The organism is Nafulsella turpanensis ZLM-10 (assembly GCF_000346615.1).
In the GTDB taxonomy this organism is placed as follows: domain Bacteria; phylum Bacteroidota; class Bacteroidia; order Cytophagales; family Cyclobacteriaceae; genus Nafulsella; species Nafulsella turpanensis.
Map to the genome: position 1 here is coordinate 61,045 of NZ_ANNU01000016.1, position 15,862 is coordinate 76,906.

Here is a 15,862-nt window from a genome sequence, read left to right on the forward strand (position 1 = left end):
TATGGGTGAAGCAAGTGACAAACTACTGTGGTGGCAGAAAGGAACCATCTATCAGGTGTATCCGCGTTCCTTTATGGATAGCAATGGAGATGGGGTAGGCGACCTGCAGGGTATCATCTCCAGGCTCGATTACCTGGAGTGGCTGGGAGTATCTGCTGTATGGGTCTCGCCCATTTACCCCTCGCCCATGGCCGACTTTGGATACGATATTTCCGATTATACGGCTATCCATCCTATGTTCGGCAGTATGGATGACTTCGATGAGTTGCTAGCAGAGGTGCACAGGCGTAACCTTAAACTTATTCTCGACCTGGTTCCCAACCATACTTCCAGCGAACATCCATGGTTTAAGGAATCGCGGAGCTCGCGGAACAACCCCAAGCGCGACTGGTATCTCTGGCAGGACCCTGCTCCCGACGGAGGCCCTCCTAATAACTGGCTGAGTACCTTTGGAGGAAGTGCATGGGAAAAGGATGAGCAGACAGGGCAGTACTATTATCATGCTTACCTGAAAGAGCAGCCGGACCTGAACTGGCGGAACCCGGAGGTGCAGGAAGCGATGTTAGATGTGATGCGCTTTTGGCTCGATAAGGGTGTCGATGGTTTTAGGGTCGACGTGATGTGGCATATGATAAAGGATGAGCAGTACCGCAACAATCCCACCAATCCGGACTATACTCCCGATATGCCTCCCTTCAAAAAACAAATTGCCGCTTATTCAGTCGACCAGCCGGAGGTGCACCAAGTGGTTACAAAAATGCGCCACCTTTTAGATCAATACGAGGAGCGGGTAATGATTGGGGAAATATACCTTTCGGTCGATAAGCTGGTGACCTACTACGGCAATGAGAATGATGAGGCGCACCTCCCCTTTAACTTTCAGCTGATTAGCCTGCCATGGGAGGCGCGGCAAATTGCCCGTGCCATTGACCAGTACGAAGGAGCTCTGCCAGCCAATGCCTGGCCTAACTGGGTGCTTGGTAACCACGATAAACCCCGCATTGCCAGCAGGGTGGGTAAGCCGCAGGCCCGCATTGCCGCCATGCTACTCTTAACTCTTAGGGGTACCCCTACCCTGTACTATGGCGATGAACTGGGTATGCAGGATGTTTTTATTCCTGCCGGGCAGGTGCAGGATCCCTGGGAGAAGAATGAGCCTGGCCTGGGGCTGGGTCGCGACCCCGTGCGCACACCTATGCAGTGGAATGCCGCCGATGGGGCTGGCTTTACAACGGCTACTCCCTGGTTGCCGCTATCGGCAAACTATAAGGAGGATAATGTGGAGGTGGAGCAGCAGGATTCTTCTTCCTTCCTGAATTTTTATCGGCGTTTAATTGCGCTCCGGCAGGCCGAGCCTGCTTTGTATGCAGGCCGTTACATTCCTTTACCTGCCGGACAAAGTGTGATAGCCTACTTTAGAGAAGCGGAGGGTAAACGTTTTCTGATTGTCCTAAACCTCTCTCACAGCCCTGCCAGCCTCACTCTAAAGGAAGGAATGGAAGGAGAGGTTGTTTTATCCAGTTTGTCTACAGAAGAGAAGCGAAAGGTAAAAGGAGAGATAAGTCTTAGGGGAGATGAGGGATTAATTATTGGGGTGTAAGCTTACCAAAAGACGCAATACTTCTTATTCCAAAGCGTTAGGGGAATGGAAGCGCCTCTTCGGTAAAGGGGGATGTTTGTTAAGGGAGGTGCCTTTTTTATTGTTTTTCCATCATTTTTCTTGAATATGTTTGTTTAAGTGGAGATAATACTTAATTTTCACCTAATGTTATAAGTGGAAAGTAGCTGAAAAGAATATTACAAAATTTTCTTACTACTTCATTGCCTGTGTATTAGGTAAAGGGAGGTTTAAAAAGGGAAAATAATTTAAGCCGGAGGTAATATTTTCATTGTTTTTCCTGCTAATGCCTTTATATCTGAGCCTATCCAGTAAAGAATTTTGGTGCCTGAAAATGTTTTTGCTGATGATCGGCGAAGGGATGTAGATCAGCTAAAGAATTCAGTTGCACGTTCTCTGTCCTTTTCCGGATGCAGGCCCTTATTAGCCGGTTTACAATCTTAATGCCAACAACACCAACACTCTAACCAATAAAATTGTATTCATGAATAACCTTATCCAGGAAGAAATCCCGCTGAAAGCAGGGGGACAGGTACCGGCCCCCCTGCTGGAGGCCGCCGATGCCATAATGAACGGTCAGGATGAAGTGGCTGCCGCTTTACTGTCCTCTTTTGAGCCTGCCGATGATATTAGCAGAATTTGCGCCCAGGCCATTTTGGGGCAGAAAAAAGGAGCCGATCATATTTACCTGAGCGGCTTAACCGATAAAGACAAGCAGATAAATGTGTTTGACCTTGTGTTGCAAAATGTTGATTCGGTACGGGTGGCCACAGGTACCGCTTTTAACATGATGCGTGACTTCTACAGCCAGGGGCAGCGTTCCTTTACCCACTTTAACATAGGAATCGGTAAAGGCCACTTTGAGGTGCAATTGATTAAAGCCCTTGCCGAGGGGCAAAAAACACTGCCTTCGCTCATTAAAATGGTGGGACTCGATATAGATGAGTACTCTTTAAAAGAAGCAGGTGAAAATATTAGCAGGGCAGCCACTCAATACCTGCCGCCGGATGTTAAAGTGGAGTATACCGCTATTTGTGCCTTTGCCGAGAAAGTGCCGGAAGAAATGTGGGAGCAGCTGAGAGAGCATGAAACCGATTCGCTGGGTGTTATTTCGGCCTTTACCCTGCACCACTTATCCGCGGCAAGAGATCGCCACAAGGTGCTCAGTAATATAGCTGCCTGCCGGGCAGGTGTATTTTTGCAGATTGAGCCGGATGTGAACCACTTTACACCTGATTTGCGCGACAGGCTGGTCAATTGCTGGACCCACTTTGGCACGCTCTTTAAGCTGATAGACCAGAAGGGCCTGCAGGAGGTAGAATCTAACGCATTAAAGTACCTTTTCTTTAAGCGTGAAATTGAGGATATACTCAGTAGCGACGAGAGCTCCCGTTTCGAAAAACATGAAGATGCGCCTGCCTGGACCGAAAGGTGTAAAAGGGCAGGTTTCTACCTGATAGATTTACCTTACCAGGTTTCGGAAGAAATACCAGGTTTTACTTACCATTATGGCAAAGGCCACATTCGTATGACTTACGAAGAGGTGCCAATGGTGGCGGTAATAATGGCGACACTGTACTAAGGCAGCGAAAATTACCATAAAAAAAGCGCGGCATTTACTGCCGCGCTTTTTTTATGGTAATTCTGCCATCCACTCCTTAGCTTTGCTAACATCGTCGAAGTAGCGTATTTCCACCGGTCCTTCCGACTGCTTTTTAAAATTTTCTACCGACATCTGCGAAAAAACGTTCGACGGTACCACAAAAGCCATATACTTTAGGCCATCTTTAATGAGCAGAGGCATGGAGTAACTATTTACCCATTCTGTGTCTTCCTTTTTTACCATGCCAAAATCCTTCGTATTGCTCAGGATTTTGTTGAGCTTTTTATCTTTGAATAAATCAATGGATTTCTGAATCCCTTCTCTAAATCTTTCAGAGGAGGCAAAGCCTTTCCAGTTCTGGATCAGGCATTTTAACTCATCATCACGCTCAATGACGATGTTCTGGCTTTCAAAAACTTTCATCTTATTTTATTGGTTTGGAGGTTCGATAATACGCAAAAAATCCGTGTTTTTTACTCTTTCAGGGCATAACAATAGCGAATATAGTTATTTATTTGCTTTAAAGGCATATTGTTGCCACATGTCTAAAAGTTTAGTTATAAGCAGGAGGTAGAAACAACTCCGCACAGGCCGAACCCGACAGGGGAATTTTGGCCGATGCCTGCTTGGCTGCTCAGGACAGAATATAGCTGCTCAGGTGGCGGTAGAAATCAATTGCATCGTCGGGCGTGCGTAGTTTAAAGTCGAAGTAACTACTGCCCACGCTTATTTCCACCTCGGGCGAAAAAACAGCAAGATTGCCCTTTGCCAGGCTTACACTTTCTATTTTGGTATATGGAATGGTTACAATGCTGCGCTGGTTACTGCCCAGGGATTTATCAATCAGTAAGACTCTTTTATTGGTAAGAATAAGGTAATCCTCGGTGAGGAGATACATTTGCTGGATAGTTTCCTGGGGGAGAATAAGAAGGGCGGTTTCTTCCCTGGCTTTGGTGAGTACCTTCTTTATTTTGTCTTCCTTGCTTTCAAAAAGTTTCATACTTAAGGCTTGTTTCTTACTTAACACAAAATTATGCTTATTTTTGTTTTGGCAGCGGTAGTATGGCTGTGATTTATAGTATTTTTATTATTTCAGCAGAAAGAATTTTTGCATGGCGAAGTTGTTGCTTTTATTAGGGTGCTGGTTTTTACCGCTTGGCCTGCTGGCACAGACAAGTGTTGGCCTCAGGGGCGGTAGTTCCCTTTCCCGTGTTAATTTTGATCCGCCGACGGCACAGGAGTTTGTAAATGGGTTTGAGGCAGGATTGGTAGGCCGCTTCCTTAATACTCCACACCTGGGCTTACAGCTTGAGTTAAACTACAGTGTGCAGGGTTTTCATCTTTACCCCGCCACCCCGGAGGCATATAAGAGGGAGTTCCATTACATACAGTTGCCTCTGACCTCTTTTCTGCAAATGGGTCGCGGGCGTTTAAAGTTTAATGTACAGGCGGGGGCATTTGCAGCCTACGCCTTTAAAAAAACAGATGTGTTGTTACCGGCTGCCGAAGCAGAGCCCCGCTATGTGTATGCTCACCAGGAAGAGCTTCCCTGGCAGTATGGCGTGCTGGCGGCCGCAGGCCCGGCTTTTCATTTTAACTTTGGTATATTGCAGCTGGAAGCCCGCTTTACGCAGCACCTAAGCGATTTTTGGGAGGCAGATTTCAGTCGCGACGACGATTTTGATATTTCACAACAGCAAACAATAACTTTTGGCGCACAGTGGCTGTATACTTTCAGGAAGAAGCGCTAAACAGCCAGCTGGTTCGTTACTAATTAAGAAAATAAAAACCGCAGATGGAAAGACCAATTGTAGATAATGATCGCAAACAGGATCATCAGTATAAAATCAAAGAAGTTTTTAACGAGGTAGGAAAAGTAGTTGTGGGTCAGCAGTACATGGTGAATCGCCTGCTGATTGGCCTTTTTACCAATGGCCATATTTTGCTGGAAGGGGTGCCCGGTCTGGCCAAAACGCTCACGGTTAATACCCTTTCCAGGGTGCTTCACCTCAACTTCCAGCGGATACAGTTTACACCCGACCTGCTGCCGGCCGACCTTATCGGTACCATGATTTATAACCAGCAGTCTTACAATTTTGAAGTAAAGAAAGGCCCCATCTTCTCCAACATTATTCTGGCCGATGAGGTAAACCGCTCTCCTGCCAAGGTGCAGAGTGCGCTGCTGGAAGCCATGCAGGAAAAGCAGGTAACCATAGGCGAAACCACTTTTCAGCTCGACAAGCCCTTTCTGGTACTGGCGACACAAAACCCGGTCGACCAGGAGGGAACCTACCAGCTGCCCGAGGCGCAGGTCGACCGTTTTATGATGAAGGTGTTTGTCGACTATCCAACCAAAGCCGAAGAGCTGGAGGTAATGCGGCGCATGGCCAATGCGCAGTACGATGCAAAAGTAAATGCCCTGCTTACGAAAGACGATATTTTCCAGATCCGGCAGGAGATTAATACCGTTAACATTAGCGAATCGCTGGAGAAGTATATTATTGAGCTGGTGTTTGCTACCCGGCAGCCGAAAGATTACGGGCTGCATGAAGTGGCGCAGTATATCGATTTTGGTGCTTCACCGCGGGCCAGTATTAATATGAACCTTGCGGCTAAAGCCATTGCCTTTTTCGACCAGCGCGACTATGTACTGCCGGAAGATGTTAAAGAAGTGGCAGAAGATGTATTGAACCACCGGATTATTCTCAATTACGAAGCGGAAGCCGAGGGTGTAGGTACCAAAGATGTAATCAGGAATATCCTCAGTAAAGTACCTATTAATTCTATATAAGTTTTAAGGCAGTCATTCCTGCAGGTATGACTAATATTCCTGCCGGTTTAATGATTAGGGAAATTACGTTGCTTCAGCTATTCTGGGCAGCCCTTTCGGCTATTCCTGCTTTTTCTTAAGGAGAAACTTTTCTGTTTCCGCCACGTAGGTGGAACGTAACAGCAAACGTAAGGAAAAAGCCCTGTTCACAAATATTTTTACAGCAAACAGGAAAGTTTTCGGTTGGCAATTATTTTCCCTGTTCTTATCTTGTATTATTAGGGTAAAATTTTTAATAATTATAAAAGTTTGATAGATTCTGTTAATTTTGTGGCAGGTGAAAAGGAAGTAAGTTTTCGCCTTCTTAATTAAAATGGTGGGGAAGGAAAAGGGTCAAAAAGAAGAAACATTCATGAAATTGCATACCATTCTGCTGATGGGCCTTATGCTCATGTTAGGACCCTGGTCTTTAGCAGATGAATTTAATAATATAGCAGTTTCGGGGACAATCGAAAATCCTGAGGTAGAGGAGGTCCGGATTGTGCTCTACAACTTCGTGCCCGGACAAAATAATCTTAGTTCGGTAGCCGCACTGAAGAATGACAACTCCTTCAGTTTTGTATCTTACCTGCGCGAGCCTGTTTTCGGGCATATCAGCCATGGAAATTCAAAAGTTCCGATTTACCTCGAGCCTGGCTACGACCTTCGCCTTTCGTTCGATGCAGCAGCGCCGGAGGAAAGCCTGCGGTTTTCTGGTATAGGGGCGGAGAACAATCAGTTTTTGGCGAGGCGTAGCCAGTTTATTCCTGCTGAGGAAGTGCTGATGGAACAGCTGCGAAAGCTGGATATAGCAGCCTTTATCGATTGGGCAGGCGAGCAGCGACAGGCACAGCTGGCTTTACTCGAAGAGTATCGCGACTCTTTAAGCTCTGATTTTGTGGCACTGCAGGAAGCAGATATAGCCTATAACTGGGCTAATCAACTGTTTAGATTAGGGCAGTTTGCAGAAGGTAGGAGGCAAAACCTGCCTGAAGACTTTCACCTTTTTATGGATGAGGTAAAGCTTCATAATTATGATATGATTGTGCTGCAGTCCTATCGTGAGTTCCTGGAGAACTACCTTCAGTATAATTATCGGTTAATGAAGGCACAGCTGCCCGACGAAAAAAACAGCTACTACGGGAATATGTATAAGGTGGCCCGGCAAAGCCTGCGCTCCCTGCCGAGTTACCATATGCAGGCCAAATACCTGGTAAAGGCGCTGGAGCATCTGGGTATCGAAAAGGTAACGGACGAATACATTGAGTTTGCAAATGAATGCCCGGTGCAGAGCTATAAAAATGTGCTGCACCAGATGGTAAAGGAGCAAACTATTTCTCCTAAAGAACCCGAAATTGTTTTTACTGATGAAGAAGGGCGCAGCATTCCGCTAACAGAATTAACCGGCAGAATTGTTTTGGTACGCTTCATTAACCACATGTCCGACTCAGTGAGTAAGCTTTTGCGGGAGCATGACCAGGCACTAAAAGAACGGCTTACTTCTTACAAAGAAGTGCAGTTTTTGCAGCTGCCGATGGAAACCAACCGGGAGGCATATGAGAAAATGGTGTATGCCGATGCCAGCGAATACCTGAAGAGCATCATGAACCGACCGAAGCCGGGCCAGGAAAAACCAAAATCCCCTGCTTTTTCCTATATCCTCCTGAACCGGAACGGCTTAGTGGTGAGTAACAGCCTAGACGATCCCCGTAATGAGCTGGCCATTGAAAAAATAGATGCCCTCCTCCGCCAGGAAAAACTTAATACAGCGGCTGTAGAGTAAACAATGGAGGATTCGTGCCGGGAGCTGCCCGAAACAAGGTTTAATTTAATCTGGAGCCAGTAGGCTTCCTAAAAGAGTATTTAAGAGTGAAGGGCCGAGCACTAGCCGCCCAGCCCCTGCTATCTTCTCTCCTTCTTTAATGGGCTTCCAGCCAGTTATTGCCGGTACCAATTCCAATTTCCATGGGTACTTCGAGCTCCATGGCATTAGCCATAAAGTATTCTACCTGCTTTTTCATGAGCTCCAGTTCACTCAGGTGTACGTCAAACACAAGTTCGTCATGCACCTGCAGAATCATTTTACTTTTGAGCTTTTCTTTCTTCATCCATTGATGGATGCTTACCATGGCCAGTTTAATCATATCGGCCGCACTGCCCTGTATAGGAGCGTTAATAGCATTTCGTTCTGCAAAACCGCGAACAGTAGCATTGCGGGAATTGATGTCGCGCAGGTAGCGGCGGCGGCCCAGCAGGGTTTCGACATACTCTTTTTCCCTCGCCTGCTCAATGCAGCGATCCATATACTCTTTTACAGCCGGAAACTCTACAAAATAAGCCTCTATAATATCTGAAGCCTCCTTGCGCGGAATACTCAGGCGCTCGGAGAGGCCAAAAGCAGATATGCCATAAATAATGCCGAAGTTAGCGGTTTTAGCCTTCCGGCGCATGTCCGCATCTACCTCTTCAAGTGGAACCTTGAATATTTTGGCGGCGGTGGTAGAATGGACATCCCTTCCGGTGCGGAAAGCCTCCATCATACTCTCATCTTTGGCGAAAGCGGCCATTATGCGTAGTTCAATCTGCGAATAGTCAGCCGCCATTAAGGTAAACTCCTCGTTTCGTGGCACAAAGGCCTTCCGGATTTCCCTTCCTCTTTCGGTTCGGATAGGAATATTTTGCAGGTTTGGATTGGTCGAGCTAAGGCGGCCGGTGGCGGTTACTGCCTGGTTAAAGGAGGTGTGCAGCCTTCCATCGCGCGGACTAATGAGAAGGGGCAGAGCATCGACATAGGTAGAGCGCAGCTTGCTAAGCTGGCGGTAGGTAAGAATATCGTTGGCAATCTGGTGCTTGGCAGCCAGTTTTAGCAGAATATCCTCTCCGGTAGCGTACTGGCCGGTTTTGGTTTTTTTTGGCTTATCGCTGAGCTGGAGCTTATCGAACAGAATTTCGCCCAGCTGCTTAGGGGATCCGATATTAAAAGTTTCGCCGGCTGTTTCGTATATAGTCTGCTCAATTTCGCGGGCATCGGCTTCAAGACTTACCGATAACTCTTTTAAAGCGTTGGTATCGATGGCTATACCGTTGTATTCCATTTCGGCCAGCACATCAACCAGCGGCGCTTCCACCTCCTGGTAGAGCTTCAATAGTTCCTGTTCCTTTAGCTGTGGCTCTAGCTTATCCTTCAGCTGCAGGGTAATATCGGCATCTTCGCAGGCATAAGGGGCAATCTCTTCGAGTGGCACCTCACGCATGTTCAGCTGATTTTTGCCTTTACTGCCAATTAGCTCCGTAATGGAAACAGGCTTATAATTGAGGTAGGTTTCGGCGAGCAGATCCATGCCATGGCGCATGTCGGGCTCAATTAGGTAGTGAGCGAGCATGGTATCGAATATGGGGCCTTCGAGGCAAATGCCATATTTTTTCAGTACCAGCATATCGTACTTGAGGTTTTGGCCGGTTTTTCCTATCTGCTCATTCTCGAATACCTCTCTGAACTCTTCCACAACTTTTTTTGCCTCCTCCTCAGCTTCCGGAACAGGAACATAATAAGCCTCGCCGGGGTGCCAGGCAAAGGAAAGGCCTACCAGTTGTGCTTCAAAAGCATCGATATTATCGGTTTCGGTGTCGAAGCAAAGTGTTTGCTGTTCTTTCAGGTAAGTCAGCAGCTCCTGCCTTTTCTCAGGGGTGTCTATCAAATGGTAATGGTGCACCACTGTATGAATGGTATTGACGGATGGCACCTCAGGGAGCGCTACACCGGCTGGAGCTGGCGGTCCTTCCGCAAGTACTTCTTCATTTGCTGCAGGCCCTCCAAACATCGACATCTGGCCCGGCGATGCGGCGGCTGGCTTTGCTCTTTTGGTTGGAGTGGTCTTCGTTTTGGCTTCTTCGCTGTACAGGCGGCCAAGGGTAGAGCGGAACTCCAGTTCGGTAAGAATTGCCTTTAGCTTTTCGTCGTCCGGCCCTGTATAGCGGAGTGCTTCCTCATCGAAATCAACGGGTACTTTTATGTTGATGGTTGCCAGGTGCTTACTCAGCAGGCCCTGCTCGGCATACTGCTCAATGTTTTCTTTCTGCTTGCCTTTTAACTGGTCGAGGTTGGCAATCATGTTTTCCATGGAGCCATACTCCCTGATGAGCTTGCTGGCAGTTTTAGGGCCAATGCCCGGTATGCCCGGTATATTATCGACCGCATCGCCCTGCAGGCCAAGTATGTCCGTTACCTGCTCAACCTTATCGATGTCCCACTTTTTCAGCACCTCCGGCACGCCCAGTATATCTACGGCATTGCCCATATAAGCAGGTTTGTACAGATAAATGTGTTCTTCTACCAGCTGGCTGTAGTCTTTGTCGGGCGTCATCATAAACACCTCAAAGCCGGCGCGGCAGGCTTTTTTGGCTATGGTGCCAATTACATCGTCGGCCTCAAAGCCATCGAGTTCCAGAATAGGAATGTTAAAAGCCTTAATAATGTCGCGGATATATGGCTTTGCTACTTTAATGTCTTCGGGCTGCTTTTCACGCTGGGCCTTGTATTCTTCGTATTCTTTATGGCGGAAAGTGGGGGCATCGGTATCCCAGCCCACGCCCAGGTGGGTAGGCTTTTCTTTCTGAATAATTTCGAGCAGAGAATTGGTGAAACCGTAAATAGCTCCTGTATTGGTGCCTTTGCTGTTGATACGTGGGTTTTTACTGAAAGCAAAATGAGCCCGGTAGATAAGGGCCATGGCATCCAGCAGAAAAAGTTTTTTATCGGGTTTACTCATGCAGCTAAAGTAAGGAATTTGCAGGATTGGCGCATCTTTATAGGACTGAAAAGTCCTGCGAGACAAGAAAAAATTAGCCGCTTTAGTAAATTGTCCTTAAATTGTTGCAGAACAAATTGCTTCCTTCTGGGTCGTAATCCTGTTCATTTCAATTCCAACTTTACCATTTAATACTCGTGAAAAAATCATTTTTCTTACTAATGATGCTGCTTGTTGGTGTTCTTACCACTGCCCGGGCACAATTCTCTGAGGAAACTAAAACGGCGGGAGGCAGTATCGGTTATTTCAATAGCAGTAATCGCCAGCCCGACGGCCGGGATACTCGGTTCAGTAGGTTTAGCCTTAACCTGAAAGGTGGCTATTTTCTGCAGGATAATCTGGAGGCAGGCCTTCAGGTGGGACTCGACGCCAGTAACCATGAGTGGGACTATAACACGAGTATCGAACGTTTATCCTCCAGTACTTTTATAATTGGCCCTTATGCCCGTCTTTATAACCCGCTTACTGCTGTGGTGGCCTTATTTGGTGAGGCTGGTTTTAAGCTTGGTTTTGGGGGTTCAAGTGGAAGCAGTAGTGGTGATACCAAAATTCGGACCTTCTCAATTGGTCTGCGGCCGGGAGTGAGCCTTATGGTAAATGAAAACCTGGGGCTCGAAACAAGCATTGGCTTAATTGGGTACGATAATTTTTCGAGTGGCAGTAAAGAAAATTACGAAGACACCCGGGTAACTTCCGGTATCTTTCAGGCTGGTTTTAGCCTGAGCGATATATTGCTGGGCTTCCGCCTTTACCTGACAGACTAAGCTTAAACAAAGGGAGCTGGCAGGGGTTGGGAAAGAAAAACAGAAATAGTATGGCTCAGAAAATGCTTTACTTTATTGCCCTGGTGCCGCCGGAGCCATTTAAGCAGCAGGCTTATGCACTAAAAGAGCACTTTCGGGACCATTATGGCAGTAAAGCTTCGCTGAATTCGCCCGCGCACATTACTCTTTACCCTCCCTTTAAGCTGGCGGCGGAAGAAAAAGAGCTAATCGACTCTTTACAGGAGCTGGGGCAGTCTGTTGCTCCTTTTGAAGTACGGCTGAATGGTTTTGGTGCTTTCCCGCCACGGGTTATTTTTATAGATGTGGATCCTTCTGCTGCCATGCACCATTTGCAGCAGGGACTGCTCAGGCTTGTGCCGCCCTTTGCTGAAAAAGAAAAGAATTCGCATGCACAGGCGGAAAAGACCTTCCATCCCCATATGACGGTAGCTTTTCGTGATTTGAGCAAGAGTATGTTTAAAGAAGCCTGGACTAAATATAAGGAGGAGGCACTCCGCTATCAGTGGCAGGCAAAAGACTTTACCCTCCTGCGCCACAATGGCCGGTATTGGGGTGAGCTACAGCAAATACCTTTGGGTTTCTCCGCTAGTACCTGAGCTGGCCCTTCTCTTCTCCTTCCGTTAGCTTAAGGCTTCGGATGTTTCCATCTTTATCGACATTGATGAGGTTCGTCTGGTCGTCGAACATTTCGAAGAAGATGGTGTTTTGCACGCCAATTTCTTTTAGCTTTTTTACCTTCGGCACTTCCCAGTATACCCAAAGGGCATCACTCTCAATTTCATAGCCAATATATGTCGGCTCAATGGGTTTTCCATTTAGCTGTAATTTAAAATTTTGAGCCAGATACTGCTGGAGTACCCTCGAAAAAGCTTCCGGGTCTTTGGGGTTAAGTACATCTATTTTCTGCTTGCTGAAGTGGCGCAGGGCATCTTCCAGGTCGTCGGTAAAAATACGCTGGGTAATTTCCAGCGATTGAGATTCCGGATTATGAAAGATTTCGCTCACACTTAAATGAAGCGGGTGAAGAAAGAAGAGGTGGAAGAATAATAAAAGTGTTGTCATCATACTATAAACTGAACAATTATTGCGCCATAAGAGACCTCTGGGGCTTAATAGCTTTTTGAAATGTAAATCTACTGATAGAATCTCGCTTTAAAACACTATACTTGCAACTTAAATTTCGTAAAAGACAGATTTTATCCGGAGTTAAGAATGTCGCAGTTTAGAGCTTATTTCGAACTTGGAATTCAGCATATATTAGACCTAAACGGGTTCGATCATATTTTATTTATTATTGCCCTTTGTGCCTTATATACACTGCGTGACTGGCGGAAGGTGCTGATACTGGTTACTGCCTTTACCATTGGCCACTCCGTTACACTCGCCTTGTCTGTTTTAAATGTGCTGACCATCAATGCCGGAATAATAGAATTCCTCATACCTGTAACCATTCTTATTACCGCCCTCAGCAACATTTTTCGCAAAAACGATAGTTTTAACCCTTCGAAAATTCACCTGAATTACATCTACGCTGTTGTTTTTGGTCTTGTTCACGGTCTCGGTTTCTCCAATTACCTGAAAAGCATTATGGGGAGGGGTACACAGGTAGTTGGGCAACTGCTTGCTTTTAATCTTGGCATAGAAGCCGGGCAGGTCGTTATTGTGGGTATTTTTATCCTGGTAGCCGGCCTGGTGGTAGGTTTAACGGAGGTAAGTAAGCGCGAATGGAGCCTTGGTATTTCGGCTGCTGTAGCCGGTATGGCATTAATGCTGATACTGGAGAATAAGTTTTGGTAAAATTTATTTATATTTAGAGCGTTCAATTAATGGTGAGCCATTAGTCGGAGTTTTAATTTGTATAATCATATAGAATAGGAACATTATTATGCTGAAGAAGATAGCTTTATCTATTTTGCTCAGTGGTACAGCCGTTTTCGGGGCATATGCCCAGGAGGAGGAGAACCAGGAAGTAAATGTCTATGAAAGGAAGTTTGAGCAGCTCGACCATCAGTGGCGCTCACCTAACGTTTATCGTAACGCCTCCGGAGCCCCCGGGCCTATGTATTGGCAGAATGAGGCTGACTATATCATTAAAGTGGCTGTGGATGATAATAATCAAACCGTAGTAGGTTCGGAAATTATTACCTACACCAACCACTCACCCGACGACCTGCAGTACCTGTGGGTACAGCTCGACCAGAATATGCGTGCCATTGGTTCAGATACCTACAGCACCGAAACCGGCAATATTGTCGACCATATGACCATTGGCAGCCTTCGTGAAATAATTGGCTACGGCTTCGACGGCGGACATAAAATTAAAAAAGTGGTGGATGTGGATGGTAACGACCTTTCGTACACCATCAATAAAACCATGATGCGCGTAGACCTGCCTGAGCCGCTCCGCAGTGGAGAGTCCTTTACCTTCGGCATCGACTGGATGTATAATATCAACGACCGCCTCCTGATGGGTGGCCGCGGTGGTTATGAGTTCTTCCCTGAAGATGGAAACTACCTCTACACCATTACCCAGTGGTTCCCTCGTATGGCGGTATACTCCGACTATGGCGGGTGGCAGCACAAGCAATTCCTGGGCCGTGGCGAGTTTGCCCTGCCTTTTGGCGACTATCAGGTAAGCATTACTGTTCCGGCCGACCATATTGTGGCCGCTACCGGCGTGCTGCAGAATGCAGAGGAAGTGTTGACCGAGGAGCAGATCGAACTTTTTGAAAAAGCCAAAACCGCCGATAGCCCGGTAGTAATTGTAACTGAAGAAGAGGCGCGGAAAAAGGAAAAAAGAAAGGCCGACGGCTTTAAAACATGGGTATACCATGCCGACAGTGTGCGCGACTTTGCCTTTGGTACTTCCCGTAAGTTCATCTGGGATGCCATGGGCGTGGATATAGACGGAGAAACTGTAATGGCCATGAGCTATTATCCTAAAGAGGCCGCAGCCCTGTACGAGAAATACTCTACGGAAGTGGTGGCTCACACCCTTGAGGTTTACAGCAAGTATACTATCCCTTACCCTTACCCGGTAGCCATTTCGGTAGAAGCCAGCAATGGTATGGAGTACCCGATGATATGCTTTAACTATGGCCGTCCTGAAAAAGATGGTACCTACAGCGAGCGTATTAAGTATGGTATGATTGGCGTAATCATCCACGAAGTTGGGCACAACTTCTTCCCGATGATTGTAAATTCCGATGAGCGTCAGTGGACATGGATGGATGAAGGCCTCAATACGTATGTTCAGTTCCTTGCCGAGCAGGAATGGGAACGCGACTACCCGAGCCGCCGCGGACCAGCTGCTAATATCATTCCTTATATGGAAAGCAGCAAGGATACGCAGCGCCCGATCATGACCAACTCAGAGCAGATTCTGCAGTTCGGTAATAATGCCTATGGCAAGCCGGCCACAGCCCTTAATATTCTGCGCGAAACAGTAATGGGCCGCGAGCTCTTCGACTATGCCTTTAAAACCTATGCACAGCGTTGGGCCTTTAAGCACCCTACGCCGGAAGATTTTTTCCGTACCATGGAAGATGCTTCTTCCGTTGACCTTGACTGGTTCTGGCGAGGCTGGTTCTATACTACCGACCATGTTGATATCGCGATAGAAGATGTTGATTACTACCAGATCAATACCAAGAACCCTAAAGTAGAAAATGCCATTGCCCGTGAAATCGACGAGCGTAACGATAACCACTTATCCCGCATTCGTAATAAGGCAGCCATACCGGAAACTGCCGTGGAAAGAAATCCGAAACTGGAAGACTTCTACACCAATTATGATGAGTTTGCGGTATCGGAAGATGATATGGAAGCTTACGAGAAGTACCGCAAGTCGCTTACTCCTGAAGAGCGTAACCTGCTCGACGCCGGTTATCACTTCTACGAAGTAGACTTCCGTAACGATGGCGGTCTGGTTATGCCTGTTATTCTGGAATGGAATTATGTGGATGGCACAAAAGAGGTGCAGCGTATACCGGCCGAAATCTGGCGGATGAATGAGAACAGGTTTACCAAGGTTTTTGCAAAAGAAAAGCTGGTGGAAAGCATTGTCCTCGACCCGTTCCGCGAAACAGCCGATACAGAAATAGAAGACAATTACTGGCCTGAATATACTGAGAAGAGCCGCTTTGAATTATTCAAAGAAAGACAGGCTCCTCGTGGTTCTTCTACAGGCAGCAACCCTATGCAGGAGGCTCGTCGTAACCGCTAGTACAATACAACATC

General features: G+C 46.9%; 13 protein-coding genes. 9 read left to right on the plus strand and 4 right to left on the minus strand.

Features of this window, described 5'->3' with window-relative positions:
* The first annotated feature begins 1 nt into the window (after window position 1).
* Window positions 2–1,600, plus strand: coding sequence for an alpha-amylase family glycosyl hydrolase (locus tag F752_RS0107600; protein WP_017731129.1), 1,599 nt, complete (start codon window positions 2–4; stop codon window positions 1,598–1,600).
* A 502-nt stretch (window positions 1,601–2,102) separates the two neighbouring features.
* On the plus strand, window positions 2,103–3,200 hold the full coding sequence (locus tag F752_RS0107605; protein ID WP_017731130.1) for a GRAS family protein: 1,098 nt from the start codon (window positions 2,103–2,105) through the stop codon (window positions 3,198–3,200).
* 51 nt (window positions 3,201–3,251) lie between these two features.
* Here the strand turns inward: F752_RS0107605 and F752_RS0107610 are convergent, their stop codons facing one another.
* Window positions 3,252–3,644, minus strand: coding sequence for a hypothetical protein (locus F752_RS0107610; protein WP_017731131.1), 393 nt, complete (start codon window positions 3,642–3,644; stop codon window positions 3,252–3,254).
* A gap of 211 nt (window positions 3,645–3,855) precedes the next feature.
* Complete coding sequence (locus tag F752_RS25260) at window positions 3,856–4,221, minus strand: PH domain-containing protein (RefSeq protein WP_017731132.1); 366 nt, start codon at window positions 4,219–4,221, stop codon at window positions 3,856–3,858.
* Window positions 4,222–4,333: 112 nt separating this feature from the next.
* On the opposite strand from F752_RS25260, the gene F752_RS0107620 reads away from it, so the two are divergent.
* From F752_RS0107620 to F752_RS0107630, 3 genes are all read left to right on the plus strand, one after another.
* Entirely contained in the window at window positions 4,334–4,972 is a 639-nt protein-coding gene (locus F752_RS0107620; protein WP_017731133.1) for a porin family protein, read from the plus strand.
* 44 nt (window positions 4,973–5,016) lie between these two features.
* A complete protein-coding gene (locus F752_RS0107625) occupies window positions 5,017–6,012 on the plus strand; it encodes an AAA family ATPase (RefSeq protein ID WP_017731134.1) in 996 nt (331 codons plus the stop codon).
* 391 nt (window positions 6,013–6,403) lie between these two features.
* Window positions 6,404–7,813, plus strand: a complete 1,410-nt coding sequence (locus F752_RS0107630; RefSeq protein ID WP_152425064.1) for a hypothetical protein — start codon at window positions 6,404–6,406, stop codon at window positions 7,811–7,813.
* Window positions 7,814–7,949: 136 nt separating this feature from the next.
* Here the strand turns inward: F752_RS0107630 and polA are convergent, their stop codons facing one another.
* Entirely contained in the window at window positions 7,950–10,799 is a 2,850-nt protein-coding gene (gene polA, locus F752_RS0107635) for a DNA polymerase I (protein WP_017731136.1), read from the minus strand.
* A 176-nt stretch (window positions 10,800–10,975) separates the two neighbouring features.
* Between polA and F752_RS0107640 the strand changes: the two genes are divergently transcribed.
* Entirely contained in the window at window positions 10,976–11,602 is a 627-nt protein-coding gene (locus tag F752_RS0107640; protein WP_160164090.1) for an outer membrane beta-barrel protein, read from the plus strand.
* Between the two features lie 50 nt (window positions 11,603–11,652).
* Window positions 11,653–12,219, plus strand: a complete 567-nt coding sequence (locus F752_RS23690; RefSeq protein WP_017731138.1) for a 2'-5' RNA ligase family protein — start codon at window positions 11,653–11,655, stop codon at window positions 12,217–12,219.
* Here the strand turns inward: F752_RS23690 and F752_RS0107650 are convergent.
* Window positions 12,209–12,688, minus strand: coding sequence for a DUF6702 family protein (locus F752_RS0107650; protein ID WP_152425065.1), 480 nt, complete (start codon window positions 12,686–12,688; stop codon window positions 12,209–12,211). The two genes, F752_RS23690 and F752_RS0107650, sit on opposite strands and share 11 nt — an antisense overlap.
* Window positions 12,689–12,835: 147 nt before the next feature.
* On the opposite strand from F752_RS0107650, the gene F752_RS0107655 reads away from it, so the two are divergent.
* The gene (locus F752_RS0107655) at window positions 12,836–13,420 is read left to right on the plus strand and encodes a HupE/UreJ family protein (protein ID WP_017731140.1); all 585 of its coding nucleotides are present in this window, start codon (window positions 12,836–12,838) and stop codon (window positions 13,418–13,420) included.
* An 88-nt stretch (window positions 13,421–13,508) separates the two neighbouring features.
* Complete coding sequence (locus F752_RS0107660; RefSeq protein WP_017731141.1) at window positions 13,509–15,848, plus strand: M1 family metallopeptidase; 2,340 nt, start codon at window positions 13,509–13,511, stop codon at window positions 15,846–15,848.
* Window positions 15,849–15,862 lie beyond the last annotated feature (14 nt).